Source organism: Bradyrhizobium sp. SZCCT0231, from assembly GCF_018130245.1.
Taxonomy (GTDB): Bacteria; Pseudomonadota; Alphaproteobacteria; order Rhizobiales; family Xanthobacteraceae; genus Bradyrhizobium; species Bradyrhizobium japonicum_F.
Map to the genome: position 1 here is coordinate 287,817 of NZ_JAFCKP010000002.1, position 16,405 is coordinate 304,221.

The 16,405-nt window shown below is 65.6% G+C and carries 15 protein-coding genes; 11 read left to right on the plus strand and 4 right to left on the minus strand.

The annotated features are described in order from the left end of the window. Positions 1-14 precede the first annotated feature (14 nt). Together JQ566_RS08680 and JQ566_RS08685 are read left to right on the plus strand one after the other, a co-directional pair. The gene (locus JQ566_RS08680; protein WP_212371834.1) at positions 15-869 is read left to right on the plus strand and encodes a tetratricopeptide repeat protein; all 855 of its coding nucleotides are present in this window, start codon (positions 15-17) and stop codon (positions 867-869) included. A gap of 230 nt (positions 870-1,099) precedes the next feature. After that, the gene (locus JQ566_RS08685) at positions 1,100-4,846 is read left to right on the plus strand and encodes a tetratricopeptide repeat protein (protein WP_212372131.1); all 3,747 of its coding nucleotides are present in this window, start codon (positions 1,100-1,102) and stop codon (positions 4,844-4,846) included. Positions 4,847-4,906: 60 nt separating this feature from the next. Here the strand turns inward: JQ566_RS08685 and JQ566_RS08690 are convergent, their stop codons facing one another. The 4 genes from JQ566_RS08690 to JQ566_RS08705 form a co-directional block, all read right to left on the minus strand. After that, a complete protein-coding gene (locus JQ566_RS08690; RefSeq protein WP_212371835.1) occupies positions 4,907-5,557 on the minus strand; it encodes a hypothetical protein in 651 nt (216 codons plus the stop codon). Then, positions 5,554-5,967, minus strand: a complete 414-nt coding sequence (locus JQ566_RS08695; protein WP_212371836.1) for a RusA family crossover junction endodeoxyribonuclease — start codon at positions 5,965-5,967, stop codon at positions 5,554-5,556. Before JQ566_RS08695 ends, JQ566_RS08690 begins: the two co-directional genes overlap by 4 nt. 90 nt (positions 5,968-6,057) lie before the next feature. After that, positions 6,058-6,813, minus strand: a complete 756-nt coding sequence (gene fliP / locus JQ566_RS08700; protein ID WP_212371837.1) for a flagellar type III secretion system pore protein FliP — start codon at positions 6,811-6,813, stop codon at positions 6,058-6,060. Further along, the gene (locus JQ566_RS08705) at positions 6,810-7,784 is read right to left on the minus strand and encodes a flagellar biosynthetic protein FliO (RefSeq protein ID WP_212371838.1); all 975 of its coding nucleotides are present in this window, start codon (positions 7,782-7,784) and stop codon (positions 6,810-6,812) included. Before JQ566_RS08705 ends, fliP begins: the two co-directional genes overlap by 4 nt. A 351-nt stretch (positions 7,785-8,135) precedes the next feature. Here JQ566_RS08705 and flgB point away from each other — a divergent pair, with 351 nt between their 5' ends. The 9 genes from flgB (at position 8,136) to JQ566_RS08750 (ending at position 16,391) form a co-directional block, all read left to right on the plus strand. Continuing rightward, positions 8,136-8,540, plus strand: a complete 405-nt coding sequence (gene flgB / locus JQ566_RS08710; protein ID WP_212371839.1) for a flagellar basal body rod protein FlgB — start codon at positions 8,136-8,138, stop codon at positions 8,538-8,540. 36 nt (positions 8,541-8,576) lie between these two features. Continuing rightward, positions 8,577-9,002: a flagellar basal body rod protein FlgC gene (flgC, locus tag JQ566_RS08715; protein WP_212371840.1), complete on the plus strand. Its 426-nt coding sequence runs from the start codon at positions 8,577-8,579 to the stop codon at positions 9,000-9,002. A gap of 16 nt (positions 9,003-9,018) precedes the next feature. Next, entirely contained in the window at positions 9,019-9,327 is a 309-nt protein-coding gene (gene fliE, locus JQ566_RS08720; RefSeq protein ID WP_122402438.1) for a flagellar hook-basal body complex protein FliE, read from the plus strand. Between the two features lie 99 nt (positions 9,328-9,426). Continuing rightward, entirely contained in the window at positions 9,427-9,690 is a 264-nt protein-coding gene (gene fliQ, locus JQ566_RS08725; protein WP_011088555.1) for a flagellar biosynthesis protein FliQ, read from the plus strand. A gap of 17 nt (positions 9,691-9,707) precedes the next feature. Next, a complete protein-coding gene (fliR, locus tag JQ566_RS08730; protein WP_212371841.1) occupies positions 9,708-10,478 on the plus strand; it encodes a flagellar biosynthetic protein FliR in 771 nt (256 codons plus the stop codon). Between the two features lie 13 nt (positions 10,479-10,491). Beyond that, positions 10,492-11,571, plus strand: a complete 1,080-nt coding sequence (gene flhB, locus JQ566_RS08735; protein ID WP_212371842.1) for a flagellar biosynthesis protein FlhB — start codon at positions 10,492-10,494, stop codon at positions 11,569-11,571. A gap of 155 nt (positions 11,572-11,726) precedes the next feature. Continuing rightward, positions 11,727-14,309 (plus strand): cell cycle histidine kinase CckA, encoded by a 2,583-nt coding sequence (cckA, locus tag JQ566_RS08740; protein ID WP_212371843.1) that lies wholly within the window; start codon positions 11,727-11,729, stop codon positions 14,307-14,309. 231 nt (positions 14,310-14,540) lie between these two features. After that, positions 14,541-15,566 (plus strand): Tim44 domain-containing protein, encoded by a 1,026-nt coding sequence (locus JQ566_RS08745; RefSeq protein WP_212371844.1) that lies wholly within the window; start codon positions 14,541-14,543, stop codon positions 15,564-15,566. Positions 15,567-15,710: 144 nt separating this feature from the next. Continuing rightward, positions 15,711-16,391, plus strand: coding sequence for a lectin (locus JQ566_RS08750; RefSeq protein ID WP_212371845.1), 681 nt, complete (start codon positions 15,711-15,713; stop codon positions 16,389-16,391). The last annotated feature ends 14 nt before the right edge of the window (positions 16,392-16,405 follow it).

Here is a 16,405-nt window from a genome sequence, read left to right on the forward strand (position 1 = left end):
CGGCTGGTGTGAAAATGACCGCAAGAGCCAGTGTCATCAAGGCAGCGATGCTCATTCTCGTCGTTGTGCTGTCCGGTTCGTCGAGCTTGGCGCAGAAGCCGAAGAAGGGCAGCTCACTCAAGAATGTTGAACTGTGTAACGGCTCAGATCGCGTGTCGCCCGAAGCTCGGATCGATGGCTGCACGGCGTTTATCGATGCGGGCGAGGGGAGCGCCAACGGCTTCGCCGTCGCCCACAACAACAGGGGCAATGCGTACAGCGCCAAGGCCGACTACGAACGTGCGATCAGGGATTTCGTCGAAGCGACCAGGCTTAACCCGAATTATGCGAAGGCCTTCAACAACCTCGGCGTGGCCTATCTGAGAACGGGCTCACACGACCTCGCTGTTGGCGCTCTTGAAGAGGCGCTCAAGCTCAACCCCAACTATGGCGCTGCTTTTGCCAACCGTGCGGCAGCCCACCTGAAGAGGAATGCGTACGACCGTGCAGCGCAGGACTATGACGAGGCAATTCGCCTCGACCCGAAGCTGGAGGCGGCATGGAGCGGGCGCTGTTGGGCCCGAGCCGTCCTTGGCGCTTTGCAGGCTGCGCTGGAGGACTGCGAAATGGCGCTTCGATCGGGGCCAAACGATGCCGCAACATACGACTCGCGAGCCCTGATCAAACTGAAAATGGGACAACTCTCCGCGGCTATCGATGACTACAACTCAGCGCTGCGGTTCGCGCCCAAGCTGGCGAGCGCGCTCTACGGTCGCGGGATAGCCAGATTGAAGCTCGGCGACATAGATGGCAGCAAGAGCGATATCTCGGCGGCCAGAACAATCGACGCTGGAATTGGCGAAGATTTTGTCCGCTATGGGGTGCCGTGAAGGGACTGACCAAACCGCGACGGCACTGGTGCAGATGTTAACAACTCCTTAACCGCCTGCGTCTCAAATCCAAGACTGGCGGATCGGCCCCGCTCGATCCGGCACGGCGCGCTGCCCACAGTGCAAATCAAGATATAGCATTAACAAGTCCTTAATTGGCGAGACCTACAGTCGACGGCACCGCCGGCGCCATTGCCGGCATGACCGCCGAACTGGAAGAAATGCCGCCAATGGCGCGAGAGGCTGCCGCTGGATTTGTGTCGCGAGCCCGCGCGTTGGCACGGGGCTTGTCGCGTCATGTCCGCAAGGCGCCCTTGCTGGCGGCCTGTTTCCTGATTGGCCTCGCGGCGCCGGCCCGGGCGGCCGATCCGATCAGGGGCGAGGCGACGTTTTCCGCCGGCGGCGGCTTTGCCCGTCTGGTCATCAAGCTCGGCGAGGACGTTCCCTCCGAGGTGACGACCGCAGGCTCCATCCTCATCATCCGCTTCGACCGGCCCGTCGATGTTCCCGTCGACCGGGTTCCGGAAGGCGCGCCCGACTACGTCAACTCTGCCCGCCGCGACCCTGACGGCGGCGCCATCCGCCTGTCGCTGTCGCGGCGCGTCACCGTCAACACCATGAACGCCGGCGAGCGCACCTTCGTCGACCTGCTGCCCGAGGGCTGGAAGGGACCGCCGCCGAGCCTGCCCATGGACGTGGTCAAGGAACTCGCCGAGCGCGCACGCGCAGCCGAACGCGCGCTGCGCGCCCAGCGCGCCGCCGCCGAGGCCAAGAAGCGTCCGCAGATCCGCGTGCGTGCCTCGGTGCAGCCGACCTTCGTGCGCTTCGTGTTCGAGATGCCCGAGGGCGTCGGCGTCTCCTCCGTGCTCAACGAGCAGAAGCTCACGCTCGTCTTCAACGCCAACCTCAATTTCGACCTGGCGGACGCGGTCGTCGCGGCGCCGCCGAATGTCGCCTCGATCAAGCAGAAGTCCGACATCGACCAGACCAATGTCGAGATCGCGCTGATCGGCGATTCCGACGTGCATTCGTTCCGCGACGAGAAGAACTATGTCGTCGACGTCTCCTTCCAGCCCGACAAGGGCAAGTCGGCCGCGACGCCCGAGGCGGCGATCGCGCAGATGAAGCCGGCCGGCCAGGGAGCCGCGTCTGCGCCGGAAAAGCCGGCGGCCGAGAAGCCGAAGGATGCCCATCGCGAGATCGCGCCGCCCACGTCAGAGACGATCGCACGCGAAGCCAGGATTGACGTAAAGCCCGAGGCGAAGCCGCAAGCGCCCGCCGCAATGCCGGTCGCCGAAGCGCCGAAGCCGGCACCGGCGCCCGCGACTGAGGTTGCGCACGCTGCGGAAGCGCCCAAGGAGACACCCAAGGAAGCTCCGAAGCCCGCGCCGGCTGTCGCCGAAGCCCCGGCCGCGCCTGCCAAGCCTCTGGGTGCCGAAGCGCCCAGGGAGGCCGTGAAGGAAGCGGCGAAGGAGACAGTCAAGGAATCCCCGCCCGCCGCCCCGGCCGAGACGCCCGCCGCCCCGCAGCCGGCCGTGGCCAGTGTCGATGCGCGTCGCGACAGCGACGGCTTGCGGGTCACGTTCCCGCTTCGGGTTTCAACCGCTGCGGCGGCATTCCGCCGTGGCGATACTGTCTGGCTGGTGTTCGACACGCCGAAGCCGATCGATGTGGAGGCGATCCGCAGCAAGGGCGGCGCCATGATCGGCGAGGTCGGCCGCATCCCGCTCGACAAGGGGCAGGCGGTGCGCATCCGTCTCACCCGTCCGCTGGTCTACTCGCTGACGAGCGAGGAGGTCGGCAAGGAGACCAACTGGATGTTGACGCTCGCCGACAAGATCCAGGCGACGCCGCTGCCGCTGATGATGTCGCGCAACATCACCGATCCCGCGCTTGCCAATATCGCGATCCCCTTCGCCAATCCGGGCCTGCTGCACAAGCTCACCGACCCCGATGCCGGCGATACGCTCTATGTCGTCACCGCGCAGCGGCCGGTGCGCGGCTTCATCAAGCGACAGGACCTCGTCGATCTCTCGCTGCTGGAATCCGCGCACGGCATCGCGATCCGGCTGAACTCCGACGAGGTCGGCGTCGAGGTCGGCTCCGACAAGGTGATTCTCGGCAAGAAGGGTGGATTGACGCTGTCGCCGGTCGACATTTCGGCGGAGCGGGCGCCGACCGCGGTGCGCCCGATCTTCAGCCCCGAAGGCTGGCGCAAGGGCCAGTCGGAGAACTTCATGGCGCGCCAGAGCGAGCTGATGACGTCGATCTCGGCCGTCGAGCCCGCGCTGCGTTCGCTGCCGCGGCTCGATCTCGCGCAGTTCTACATGTCGCGCGCCATGTATCACGAAGCCAAGGCCGTGACCGAATTGATGCTGACCGATCCCCTCAACAAGGAGGAGAGCGGTGCGCTGATCATGCATGCGATCTCGAGCATCCTGATCGGCCGGCCGGCGCAGGGCCTGAAGGACCTCGCCAATCCCGTGATCGGCAACAGCCACGATTCCCAGCTCTGGAAGGCGCTCGCCTTCGCACGCCAGGGCAAATGGGCGGACGCGCGCGAGAAATTCAAGAACGTCGAATTCGCCATCGCCTCTCTGCCGCTCGACATCCAGCGCATCGTGACGATGGACGCGATGCGCGCGTCGCTCGAGGTGAAGGACTATGCCGGCGCCTCCAAGCGCCGCAGCGAGCTCGAGGTGGTCGGTGTCCCGCCCGAGGCTGCGCCAGGCTTCGCCGTGCTGCGCGGCCGGCTCGCCGAGGCGCTCGGCCACGACAAGGATGCGCTCGACGACTACAAGTTCGCGGTCGCCTCGAACGACCGTCCGGCCGCGGCCGAGGCCAAGCAGCTCGAGGTCGCGCTGCGTCAGAAGCGCGACGAGATCGGCAAGGAAGAGGCGCTGCGCGAGCTCGAGACGCTGTCGATGACCTGGCGCGGCGACGCGATCGAGGTCAAGACGCTGCAAATGCTGTCGCGGCTCTATGCCGAGAACGGCCGTTACCGCGATGCGCTCACCGCCGCGCGCACCGCGACGAGGCTGCAGCCGAACGCCGAAGCCTCGCGTCAGGCGCAGGATCTCGCCTCCGACCTGTTCACCCAGATCTTCCTCGGGCCGAAGGGTGACGAGCTGCCGCCGGTCGAGGCGCTCGGGATGTTCTACGAGTTCCGCGAGCTGACGCCGATCGGCCGCCGCGGCGACGAGCTGATCCGCCGGCTCGCCGACCGTCTCGCCTCGATCGATCTGCTCGACCAGGCCGCCGAGCTGCTGCAATACCAGGTCGATCATCGCCTTGAAGGCGCGGCGCGCGCCCAGGTCGCCGCGCGCCTTGCCATGATCTATCTCGCCAACCGCAAGCCCGACATGGCCATCACCGCGCTGCGCGCGAGCCGCATCAGCGATCTCTCCGGCGAGCTCCGGCAGCAGCGCCTGCTGCTGGAGGCGCGCGCGCAGAGCGATGTCGGCCGTCATGATCTCGCGCTCGACATCGTCTCCAACGTCTCCGGCCGCGAAGTGCTCCGCCTGCGCTCCGACATCTTCTGGGCCGCGCGGCGCTGGCGCGAGTCCGCCGAGCAGATCGAGCTCTATTACGGCGAGCGCTTCCGCGACTTCAAGCCGCTCAACGCGGTCGAGAAGAGCGACATCATCCGCGCCGCCGTCGGCTACGCCCTCGCCGACGATTCGATCGGCCTGTCGCGCTTCCGCGAGAAATACGCGCCGCTGATGAGCGAGAGCGCCGACCGTCTCGCCTTCGATATCGCCAGCAAGCCGGCCGCAGCCTCCAGCGCCGAATTCGCCGAGATCGCCAAGCTCGCTGCCAGCGTCGATACGCTCGACGGCTTCCTGCGCGAGATGAAGCAGCGCTTCCCCGACGCCACGGCGCGCGCGCCAGCCGCGCCGCAGGCCAAGGACGAATCCGACCACACCGGCTCGCTGCCGACGATCCCGGTCGTGCGGCAGATCAAGATGACGCGGTAGGGCTCGGCGGCCTTCGGGCCTCTGTGCAGGTTCAGCCCAAAGGAGCGTTGGCGTTCAGGATCACCCGCTGGCTTCGGTTTGGAGCCTGGTCGAAAGCTGCCAAAGAACACCGACAAGACGTTGCAGGTCGTCCGCGCTGATCTCGACGCCCAAATCTCCATGTATCAGGCGATTGCGCTTCTCCGAGAGCGCCCTCATGTGGTCGGCTTCACCAGGTGTCAACAAGCCCTCTTGTCCCAAAACTTCAACGAGGCGATCGGGCGTTTGGGGGCGATCGAACTGGCCCTCAATCGACGCTCTGCCCTCCGCTTCAAACGTAGCCCAAGCAAGCAAGAAAGCGGCGCGCAAGGCCTCGACCTCACGAAGTTGTTCGATCTCGCTCAGGGCACCCTCAATGGCTTGTCGAGACTGCACAGGAAGCGTGGCGCCGGACGAGGTGGGACTGACGAACAGAACTTTCAGCTCCCACTCGCGTTGTTGCGCAAAGCGTGCTGCGATGTCTTTAAGCCTCGCGCTGTTCCGTGCTGACGGCTTGGCCACTTCGAGAACGATTTTCTTTCCTTTTCCTGTGGCGACAGCATCAGGAACGAAGTCTCCGAGAAATTCGGGAACGAGCGGAGCCCGAGGATGAACGAAGACGTCGTATCCTGCCGATTCCAGGCGCTCGATCTCTCGCTGCAAGACCTGCTCTTCGCTTGTCGTTTCGGTCATGTCAGTTCCTCGAGGGGATCGTTGGATACTCGCACGTACAGGACTGGCTTTGGTGCCGTGATTGCGTCGATGATGGTCATCGACCCGTTTGAGAAGCCAAAGACATTCCCCGGTTCGAATTTCTGGACCACCACCCGCTCAACCTGAGCGTCATCAAGGTAAATGTGGGCGCAAAGTGCGTCCAGTACAAGCTTGACAATGTTGTCTATGTCCCCCGGCATCCGACCCTCCGGGAGATAATATAGAGTGACGGCCATGCGCTGGTCCGACACGAAGTGAGGGTGGGGCAGAGCGCCAAAACTTGCGGTTTTGACACGAGCCTTCCAATCCTCTCGAGCAATTGCGCTCTTCGCTTGGGACGAGACGGGCGTCCCATGTACAAGAAATTCGATCGGAAAGGCCATTTCCATTTGATTGTGCCCGCGCGCCAATGCGAGATGTTTACCGGTGCGTGCGCGGGTGTCAAACTCGCTTAGTGGTGGAGCCTTTCCGAGCCCGCCTCACCCCCCGTAACTCTGCACCAAGCTCCCTGCCACCAGCGACCAGCCGTCGACCAGCACGAAGAAGATCAGCTTGAACGGCAGCGAGATCGTCGCCGGCGGCAGCATCATCATGCCCATCGACATCAGCACGGAGGCGACGACGAGGTCGATGATCAGGAAGGGCAGGAACAACAGGAAGCCGATCTCGAAGGCGCGCTTCAGCTCGGAGATCATGAAGGCGGGGACGAGGATGCGTAGTGCGAGGTCGTCGGGCGTGGCCGGCGGCGCCTCGCCCGAGAGATCCAGGAACAGCTTGAGGTCCTTCTCGCGCACGTTCTTCTGCATGAAGCCGCGCAAGGGCACGGAGGCGCGCTGCAGCGCATCCTCGACGCCGATCTGATTGGCGACGAGCGGGCGGATGCCCTCGTCATAGGATTTCTGCAGGACCGGTCCCATCACGAAGAAAGTGAGGAACATCGCGAGCGCAATGATCACCGAGTTCGGCGGCGCGGTCGCCGTGCCCATCGCGGTGCGCAGCAGCGACAGCACCACCACGATGCGCGTGAACGACGTCATCATGATCAGGATCGACGGCGCGATCGACAGCACCGTGAGCAGCGCGATCAGCTGGATCGCGCGCTCGGTGACGCCGCCGCCAGCGCCGCCGCCGAGATTGATGCTGATGTCCTGGGCATACGCCGGCATCGCGAGCGAGGCCGCACCGACCAGGACAGAAAGGAAAAGAACTCTACGCGGGAGGGCCGGCAACCTCACGAAGACGGCTTCGGACGGCCGAGCAGGGAGGCCATCTCGTCTTCGAGATTTTCAAAGCTGGTCTTTTCCGCGGCCGGCTTTGCGGGCGGGGCCGGTGGCGCCGGCGGCTCGCTGCGTGCGGCGCGCGGCGGAGCGGGCGGCGGCTCCGGCGCAACCGGAGGCGCGACTGTTTCGCCGGCCGGGCGGCGCAGCGCAGCCTCTAACCGCTGCGCCATTTCAGCGAGATTCTGCTCGGCGCTCGAGGGCGCAGCAGCAGGTGCCGGCGGCGAAACCGGCGGAGCCTGCGGCACAGGCGGAGGAGGCGGTGGTGCAGCGGCGCGCTCGGTGCGCCCTGGCGGCATCTTCATCGGCTCACTGCCGCGCGACGGACGCGGCATCAGCGGCGGCTCGCCGCGGGGGATGCGCGGCGGCAGCGGCTCGGGCCGTGGTTCGCGCTCCGGACGTGGCGAGATCGGCTCCGGCGCAAAGCCTCCCAGGGGCGGCTCGCTGCGGCGTTCGGCCAATGCAGGAGCAGGCCGGCGCACCTCGTCGGCAAAGGATGGACGCGCGGGCCGCGGCGGCGGCTCGGGCATTTGCGGCTCGGGATGATCGAGCAGTTCGGGTCGCGGCGCTTCGTCGGCCCAGCCGCCGGCATCGGGCATGGGGGCGAGGCGCGGCGGTTCGGCGGCGCTCGGACGTTGCGGGAGCTGGTCGCGGCTGGGCGCGGCGCGAACGATATTGGGCTCGACGACGATGTCGGTCGGGCCGCCGATCATCAGCAGGTGCTCGACATTGTCACGCCGGACCAGCACCAGCCGGCGTCGGCCGTCGACCGCGGCAGCGTCGATCACGGCGAGGCGGGGCATCCGGCCGCGCTGGGTATTGGCGCCGATCCGGCCGCCGGCGAATCTGCGAACCAGCCAAGCAGCGACGCCGATCAACGCCAGAACGACGATGAACGCGACGATGAAGGTAATAGGGCTGCCTTGCATACTTGTCCCCGACAAATGGCGCTTTTCTCGTGCCCATGGTCAGTTTAGCCGACCACGGGCGGACGATGCCCCAAACTGCGATTTCTTAACGTTCCACGGCAAGTTTTGCCGTCCCCAACTCTTAATAACCTATGAATCGCCCGATCCAAAACGACTTCTTGCCCTGTCCACGCGCCGCCAAACGGTTGGGTTAATGCCACTTTTCGCCGCGTAGAATCACGGGGCGCAAGATCGTTCCTCGCTTGGGGGCAGGCGTTAGGAGCGTCCTTAACCAGCTGTTAACCATACGGGCGGCAAATTCTGCCTAGCTTCGGACCTTAGGGTCCGTGAGGGGCGGAAGGAGCCGCGACGATGTCCATCAACGACCTCCCGGTGCTGTCGGCGCTTCGGACCAAGATGCAGTGGCACCAGGAGCGCCAGCGCGTCCTGTCCGAGAACGTCTCCAATTCCGACACGCCCAAATTCCGGCCGCGCGACCTGGTCGAGCCCAAGCTCGACAAGACCGGCGCGGTCACGGGGTCCATGGGGCCTCTGGCCCTGGCCCGTACCAGCGCCTCGCACATGACGCCATCAGGCGCGGCCTCCGCATTCGACCAGAACAAGAATGCGGGCTTCGAGACCCGCCCTGCGGGCAATGCCGTCAATCTCGAGGAGGAGATGATGAAGGCCGCCAGCAACCAGATGGACTACGCGGCGGCGACCTCGCTCTATTCGAAGAGCCTGCGCCTGCTCAAGACCGCGATCGGCAAGGGCTAGGCGCGATCGCGGAACCAGGAGAGCTAGAGGTGCATCATGGCGAATGACAGCAGCGACTTTGCCCGCTCGATGGCGATCGCCACCTCCGGCCTGCGCGCGCAGGCCGGGCGCATGCGGGTAATCTCGGAAAACATTGCGAATGCCGATTCGACGGCGCAGACCGCCGGCGGCGATCCTTACCGGCGCAAGGTTCCGACCTTCTCCTCCGCACTCGACCGCACGCTCGACGCGCAGGTCGTCACCCTCGGCAGGATCAAGCCCGACCAGTCCAACTTCCGCGTCAAATATGAGCCGAACAATCCGGCGGCGGATGCGGGCGGCAACGTCAAATATCCCAACGTGAACTCGGTGGTCGAGATGACCGACATGCGCGACGCGCAGCGGTCCTACGAGGCCAATCTGAACATCATCAGTGCGACGCGCCGGATGATCCAGCGCACGCTCGACATCCTCAAGAGCTGAACAGGACAATTGAGCCATGGCATCACCGACAATCGCCGCCAACGCCTATGCCAACCTCGCCCGCGTGCTGGAGAACAGCGGCGCCGGCAAGGGCAGCGAGCCGAGCGGGCAGTCTTTCGCCTCGCTCCTGAAAGACGCCGTCGGCAGCGTCATGGAGTCGGGCCGCAAATCCGACGCGCAGACGGTGGCGATGGCCGCCGGCAAGGCCAACGTGATGGACGTGGTGACGGCGGTCGCAGACACCGATGTCGCGGTATCCACGCTGGTCTCGGTGCGCGACCGCGTGATCGCGGCGTATGAAGACATCATGAAGATGCCGATCTGATTTGAAGCGAATGGCGAATGGCCAGCTCTGGCCACCATTCGCTACTCGCCATTCGCTACTCGCTTCTCGCGCCTTCCTCTAACCCATCGGAACATCCAAATGACCGGACCCGAGACCCTCGACGTCGCGCGTGATGCGATCTGGACCATTGTGATCGTGTCGTCGCCGCTGATGGTGGTCGGCCTCGTGGTCGGCGTCATCGTGTCGCTGTTCCAGGCGCTGACGCAGATCCAGGAGCAGACGCTGATCTACGTGCCGAAGATCCTGGCCATCTTCGCCACGATGCTATTGGCGCTGCCGTTCATGGCCGACTCGCTCCACGCCCACATGCTGCGGATCTCGTCGCGAATCATCGGCGGCTGAGGCACAATGCGTCAATTATGCGCATCGACGTCTCGCTGCTGCCGGCGCTTGCCGCTTCCTTCATGCTCGCCTTCGCCCGGGTCGGCGCGATGGTGATGCTGCTGCCCGGCCTCGGCGAGACCAACATCCCGACGCGGATCAAGCTGTCGATCGCGCTGCTGCTCACGCTGATCATTCTGCCGCTGCATCGCAATGCCTATCAGGTCGACATGGGCTCGCTGGCGCCGCTGCTGGTCCTGATGCTGCATGAGATCGCGATCGGCATCGTGCTGGGCGCGACCGCGCGCGTGACGTTGTCGGCGCTCCAGGTCGCGGGATCCGTGATCGCGCAGCAGATGGGGCTCGGCTTCGTCACCTCGGTCGATCCGACGCAGGGACAGCAGGGCGTGCTGGTCGGCAACTTCCTGACCATGCTGGGGGTGACGCTGCTGTTCGCCACCGACAGCCACCATCTGGTGATCGCGGCGCTGAACGACAGCTACACGATCTTCTCGCCGGGCGAGACCATATCGAGCGGCGACGTCGCCTCGCTCGCGACGCGCGCCTTCGCCGCCGCGTTCCGCCTGGGCTTGCAGCTCTCCGGGCCGTTTCTGGTGTTCGGCCTCGTTTTCAACATCGGGTTAGGTGTGCTGGCGCGGCTGATGCCGCAGATGCAGGTCTATTTCGTCGGCGTGCCGCTGTCGATCTTCGCAGGCTTCCTGGTGCTCGCCGTGGTGCTCACCGCGATGATGGGCACCTTTCTCGACTATTTCATCGGTGTCATGCACCAGATGATGCCGCTCAAGTAACAGGGGTCGATCGATGGCGGAAGACAAGGATCCCGAAAGTCAAACAGAAGACCCGACGCAAAAGCGCCTTGACGATGCGCTCGAGCGCGGCGACGTCGCCAAGAGCCAGGAGATCAACACCTGGTTCATGATGGCGGGCGGCACGCTCGTGGTCTCGACCTTCTCGGGCTCGGTCGGCGGCGGCCTGCTGACGCCGATGCGCAACCTGCTTGCCAATTCCTGGATGATCAAGACCGACGGCAGGGCCCTGCTCGCGCTGACGCAGCAGATCGAGTTCGCCGTGCTTGCAGCGATCGGCGTGCCCCTCTTGATGCTGGTGCTGGCGGCCATTGCCGGCAACATGCTCCAGCACCGCCTGGTCTGGTCGGCCGAATCCCTGAAGCCCAAGTTCAGCAAGATTTCGCCCGGGGCCGGCTTCAAGCGCATCTTCGGCAAACAGGCGGCCGCCAATTTTCTCAAAGGCATCGGCAAGCTGGTCGCCCTCAGCGTCGTCATGACCATGATCCTGTGGCCGGAGCGGCATCGCATGGAGGCGATGGTCAGGCTCGATCCGGCCGCCATGCTCGGCGCCACCACCAGCATGACCATCCATCTGCTCGGCGCGGTGGTCGCGGCGCTCGCGATCGTCGCCATCGCCGACTATTTCTTCCAGTATCGCAGCTGGTTCCAGCGGCAGAAGATGTCGCTCCAGGAGATCAAGGAAGAGTTCAAGCAGTCCGAAGGCGATCCGCACATCAAGGGCAAAATCAGGCAGTTGCGGCAGCAGCGCGCCAAGAAGCGCATGATGGCGGCGGTTCCCAAGGCGTCCGTGATCATCACCAACCCGACCCACTATTCGGTGGCGCTGTCCTATGAGCGCGGCATGACCGCGCCGATCTGCGTCGCCAAGGGCGTCGACAACCTCGCCTTCAAGATCCGGGAGATCGCGCGCGAGCACGACATTCCCATCGTGGAGAACGTGCCGCTGGCGCGCGCGCTCTACGCCACTGTCGACATCGACCAGGAAATCCCGACCGAGCACTACCATGCCGTCGCCGAAGTCATCGGCTACGTCATGCGGCTGAAGCGCGGATTCAGCGCCGGGCGGGGATAAAACACCCGAAAAGTACCGGAAATGGCCGTAATCTGGGAATCAGCATACGTTTCGCCCCTGCTGCCCTTGCACTTTTGGGTCCGATTCAGGCAGGGAGGACCCCGCGCGCCCCGTAGCGCGTTGATTCTCTGCCGACAGGCTGCGCCAGCTCGAGAATGACCGTCGAGACCGACCACGACCTCACACGCGAGCCCGTTGCGGCGCACGAGCCGTCGCCGCGCTCGGGCAGCATTGCGCTGGTGCTGCTGGTGGCCGCCGGCCTCGTTGCGGTCGCCGTCGGGCTGATGACGCTCGGGCGCGCGCAGGCGCAACCCTATATCCTCGGCATCCTCGCCGTGCTGGCGATGGTCGGCCTGTTCAACCTGTTCGCCTTCGCCGCCGGCATCATCCGCTTCGCGGACCGCAATCTCGATGATCCCATCATCGGCCGCATCTCCGATCATGCCTTCGACGGTCTCGCGGTCACTGATAGCCGCGGACACGTGGTCTATTCCAACGCCGCCTATCTGACGCTGACCGGCGCCAGCGGCCCGCAGGACGTGCGCCCCGTCGAGCGCGTCTTCATCGGCAACCCCGATGTCTCCGAAGCGGTGTTCCGGCTGCTCAAGGCCGCCCGCGAGGGCAAGCGCCAGCAGGAAGAGGTGCGCATCTCCGGCCATGACGGCAGCCAGGGCCGCTGGTTGCGCATGCGGGTGCGCCCGCTCGGCACCGGCAAGCGCGAGGCGAAATACGCGGTGTGGTCGATCGCCGACATCACCCGTGACCGCGAGCGCCAGGAGGACGTGTTCCAGGAGCTCCAGCACGCGATCGAATATCTCGATCACGCGCCGTGCGGCTTCTTCTCGGTCAATCCGGCCGGCGAGCTCGCCTATGTCAACGCGACGCTGGCGAACTGGCTCGACTACGATCTCGCCGAGATCGGCTCGGGCGGCCTGAAGCTCACCGACATCGTCTCCGGCGACGGCGCCTCGCTGCTGACCTCGATCGTCGCGGTGCCGGGCGAGGTGAAGACCGAGGTCTTCGACATCGACCTGCGGATGCGCACCGGCAAGACCATGCCGGTGCGGCTCTATCACAAGCTCGCCTTCGGCGCCGACGGCGCGCCAGGGCCGTCGCGCACGCTCGTGATCAGCCGTGCCCGCGACGAGCGCAGCGACCCTGATCGTGCCGCCGAAGTGCGCTTCATGCGTTTCTTCGACCACACGCCGATGGCGATCGCCACCGTCGATCGCGCCGGCAACGTGGTGCGCGCCAACGCGCGCTACGCCAAGCTCGGTCAGGCCTTGGGCCTGGACAGCGCCTCCAAGTCGATCTTCCGGGCAGTCAATTCGCGCGACCGGCACCTCTTGATCGCGGCCATCAACCAGGCCGCCGAAGGCAAGGCCGACATCGCGCCGGTCGAGGTGGCGCTGGAAGGGGCCAAGGAGCGCTGGGGCCAGTTCTTCGTGACGCCGGTGGACGCGGCCGAGAACGAGGCGGAAGCCGCCATCGTGCACATGCTCGAGACCACCGAGCGACGCGCGCTGGAGAACCAGATCAACCAGTCCCAGAAGATGGAGACGGTCGGCCAGCTCGCCGGCGGCATCGCCCACGACTTCAACAACGTGCTGTCCGCCATCATGATGGCAAACGACTTCCTGTTGAACGCGCATAAGCCGACCGACCCGTCGTTCCAGGACATCATGCAGATCAAGCAGAACGCGACGCGGGCCGCGACCTTGGTGCGGCAGCTGCTGGCGTTCTCGCGGCGGCAGACGCTGCGGCCGCAGGTGCTCGATCTCGGCGACGCGCTTTCCGATCTCACCATGCTGCTGCGCCGGCTGATCGGCGAGAAGGTCAAGCTCGACCTCGTCCACGGCCGCGACCTCTGGCCGGTGAAGGTCGACGTCTCCCAGTTCGAGCAGGTGATCGTCAACCTCGCGGTGAACGCGCGCGACGCCATGCCCGACGGCGGCAAGCTGATCATCCGTACCGCCAACGTCACCACCGAGGACGCAGGCAAGCTCGCCTACAAGGGCATGCCGGCTGCGGATTATGTCCGGATCGAGGTCGCCGACACCGGCACCGGCATTCCCGCCGACATCCGCGACAAGATCTTCGAGCCGTTCTTCTCGACGAAGGAAGTAGGCAAGGGGACCGGGCTCGGCCTGTCCACCGTCTACGGCATCGTCAAGCAGACCGGCGGCTTCATCTACGTCGATTCCGAGCCGGGGCAGGGTACCTCGTTCCACATCTTCCTGCCGCGCCACCACGCCGAGGCGGAGGTGCAGGTCGAGCAGCCCGCAACGGTGGTCAGCGCGACCAACGGCGCCACGAAAGAGGCCGCGCCGGCCGCAGAGGCCAAGCCGCGCACCGATCTCACCGGGCAGGGCACCATCCTTCTGGTCGAGGACGAAGAGGGCCTGCGCGCGCTCAATGCCCGCGGCCTGCGCTCGCGCGGCTACACCGTGGTCGAGGCCGAGAACGGCGTCGAGGCCATGGAGGTGCTGGAGGAGCAAAGCGGCGCGATCGATCTCGTCGTCTCCGACGTCGTCATGCCGGAGATGGATGGCCCGACGCTGCTCAAGGCGATGCGCGAGAAGAACCCCGACATCAAGTTCATCTTCGTCTCCGGCTATGCCGAGGACGCCTTCGAGAAGAGCCTGCCCGAAGGCCAGCAGTTCGACTTCCTGCCAAAGCCCTTCACCCTCAGCCAGCTCGTGGCGGCGGTGAAGGAGACGATGACGAAGCAGGGGTGAGGAGCGCCCTCTCCAGGTTTTCCGTCATTGCGATCAACGGCCTGCCGGAAAAAGCGGAAATCCGGACCCAAGCGCGCCGGTAACCCGCGACCACGGTTCCCCGACGCACCCCGGCCAAACCCCCGCCAAATATGGGCTTTTGCCACATCCCCGCGACTGAGGGCCGCAGCCACAAGGTCCGAAACCGGCTTCACTTTTCGGGAAGTCTGCCCATCTTAGGCGCACCTCCCCATGTCGGGGATTTGGGAAACGCACATGACTTTCTCGCTACGCTCCCGCAATCTCTTCAAGACGATCGCCGTCGTGCTGGCGCTTGCGCTGCCGACCGCGCTGGCGATCTCGTCCGCCGACGCGCGTGTTGGAGGCGGCATGTCGTCGGGTTCGCGCGGCTCGCGCACCTATTCGGCGCCGCCGTCGACCACGACCGCGCCGGGCTCGACTTCGCAGTTCAACCGCACCTACACCCAGCCGGGTGCAGGCATGAACTCGGCTGCTACCGCGCCCGCGCGCGGCGGCCTGTTCGGCCGCGCCGGCGGCTTCATGGGCGGCCTTGCGGCCGGCTTCCTCGGCGCCGGCCTGCTCGGCATGCTGTTCGGCGGCGGCCTGTTCGGCGGCCTCGGCGGCCTGTCTTCGATCCTCGGCCTGATCATTCAGATCGCGCTGGTGGTGTTGGTGGTGCGGCTGGCGATGTCCTGGTGGCAGCGCCGTCACGCCCCGCGGACGGCTTATGCCAATGCTGATGCAGGCGCAGCGCCTGGACCGCAGACGAACTACCGCAGCGGTCTCGCTGGTGGACTTGGCAGTGGACTTGGCAGTGGGCTTGGCGGCTTCGGCTTCGGCGCCAACAATGCGCCGCTCGAGATCAAGCCTGATGACTATGAGGCGTTCGAGCGCCTGCTCGGCGAGATCCAGGCCGCCTGGTCGAACGAGGACGTGGCCAAGCTGCACACGCTCGCGACGCCGGAAATGGTCTCCTATTTCGAGCAGGATCTTGCGCAGAACCGCGCGCGCAACGTCGTCAACAAGATCACCAACGTGAAATTGTTGCAGGGCGACCTCGCGGAAGCCTGGCGCGAAGGCGAGACCGACTACGCCACGGTGGCGCTGCGCTTCGCGCTCACCGATAAGACGGCCGACCGCAACACCGGCGCGATCGTCGCCGGCAGCGAGCAGCCGGGCGAGGCGACCGAGATCTGGACCTTCGCCCGCCGGCCGGGCACCGGCTGGGAACTGTCGGCGATCCAGCAGACCAACTGATCGCTTGGAGATTGAAGACAAGGGCGTCGTGCTCCGGCACGGCGCCTTTTTCTTTTTGGGCGTCTCGTATCGCGGGATGGGAATAAGCGGGTGCGCCTCGGGTTGAAGTCAGGCGGCGAACGAAAACACTCCTGGGAGGACAAGATGCTCCGTATCGAGAGACCCGTGACGATTTCAGGGCTCGCGCTCACGTTGGCCTTGCTCGCGGCGCCATCCCTGCACGCGCAATCAGCTGACATGACGTTCTTCGTGACCTCCAACGGCCCGGGCAAGGGCGCCGATCTCGGCGGCCTGGAGGGAGCCGATGCGCAGTGCGCGAGGCTCGCTCAGGCCGCCGGCGCCGGCACCAAGATCTGGCGCGCCTATCTGTCGACGCAGGCCGCCGACGGCAAGCCGGCGGTGAACGCGCGCGATCGCATCGGCAAGGGACCGTGGCAGAACGCCAAGGGTGCGGTGATCGCAAAGGACGTTGCCGACTTGCACAGCGCGGCCAACAATCTCACCAAGCAGACCGCACTCAGCGAGAAGGGCGAGGTCATCAACGGCGCCGGCGACACGCCGAATCGGCACGACATCCTCACGGGATCGCAGGCCGACGGCACCGCTTTTGCCGCGGGTGACGACAAGACCTGCAAGAACTGGACGTCGAGCACGCAAGGCGCGGCGGTCGTTGGCCACGCCGATCGTAAGGGCCTGCGCGACGACGAACCGTCGAAGTCCTGGAACAGCTCTCACCCCTCGCGCGGTCCCGACGGCGGTTGCTCGCAGGCCGATCTGAAGAGCACCGGCGGCGACGGTCTGCTGTATTGTTTCGCGGCGAATTGAGCTGAGGCGCGAAG

Excerpts from the sequence above, each read along its gene's own strand:
- flgB (WP_212371839.1), top strand. The coding sequence starts at position 8,136 with ATGTCCATCAACGACCTCCCGGTGCTGTCGGCGCTTCGGACCAAGATG.
- JQ566_RS08745 (WP_212371844.1), top strand. The coding sequence starts at position 14,541 with ATGTCGGGGATTTGGGAAACGCACATGACTTTCTCGCTACGCTCCCGC.
- fliR (WP_212371841.1), top strand. The coding sequence starts at position 9,708 with ATGCGCATCGACGTCTCGCTGCTGCCGGCGCTTGCCGCTTCCTTCATG.
- fliQ (WP_011088555.1), top strand. The coding sequence starts at position 9,427 with ATGACCGGACCCGAGACCCTCGACGTCGCGCGTGATGCGATCTGGACC.
- fliE (WP_122402438.1), top strand. The coding sequence starts at position 9,019 with ATGGCATCACCGACAATCGCCGCCAACGCCTATGCCAACCTCGCCCGC.
- JQ566_RS08690 (WP_212371835.1), bottom strand. The coding sequence starts at position 5,557 with ATGACCGAAACGACAAGCGAAGAGCAGGTCTTGCAGCGAGAGATCGAG.
- JQ566_RS08705 (WP_212371838.1), bottom strand. The coding sequence starts at position 7,784 with ATGCAAGGCAGCCCTATTACCTTCATCGTCGCGTTCATCGTCGTTCTG.
- cckA (WP_212371843.1), top strand. The coding sequence starts at position 11,727 with ATGACCGTCGAGACCGACCACGACCTCACACGCGAGCCCGTTGCGGCG.
- JQ566_RS08680 (WP_212371834.1), top strand. The coding sequence starts at position 15 with ATGACCGCAAGAGCCAGTGTCATCAAGGCAGCGATGCTCATTCTCGTC.
- JQ566_RS08695 (WP_212371836.1), bottom strand. The coding sequence starts at position 5,967 with ATGGAAATGGCCTTTCCGATCGAATTTCTTGTACATGGGACGCCCGTC.
- flhB (WP_212371842.1), top strand. The coding sequence starts at position 10,492 with ATGGCGGAAGACAAGGATCCCGAAAGTCAAACAGAAGACCCGACGCAA.
- flgC (WP_212371840.1), top strand. The coding sequence starts at position 8,577 with ATGGCGAATGACAGCAGCGACTTTGCCCGCTCGATGGCGATCGCCACC.
- JQ566_RS08750 (WP_212371845.1), top strand. The coding sequence starts at position 15,711 with ATGCTCCGTATCGAGAGACCCGTGACGATTTCAGGGCTCGCGCTCACG.
- JQ566_RS08685 (WP_212372131.1), top strand. The coding sequence starts at position 1,100 with ATGGCGCGAGAGGCTGCCGCTGGATTTGTGTCGCGAGCCCGCGCGTTG.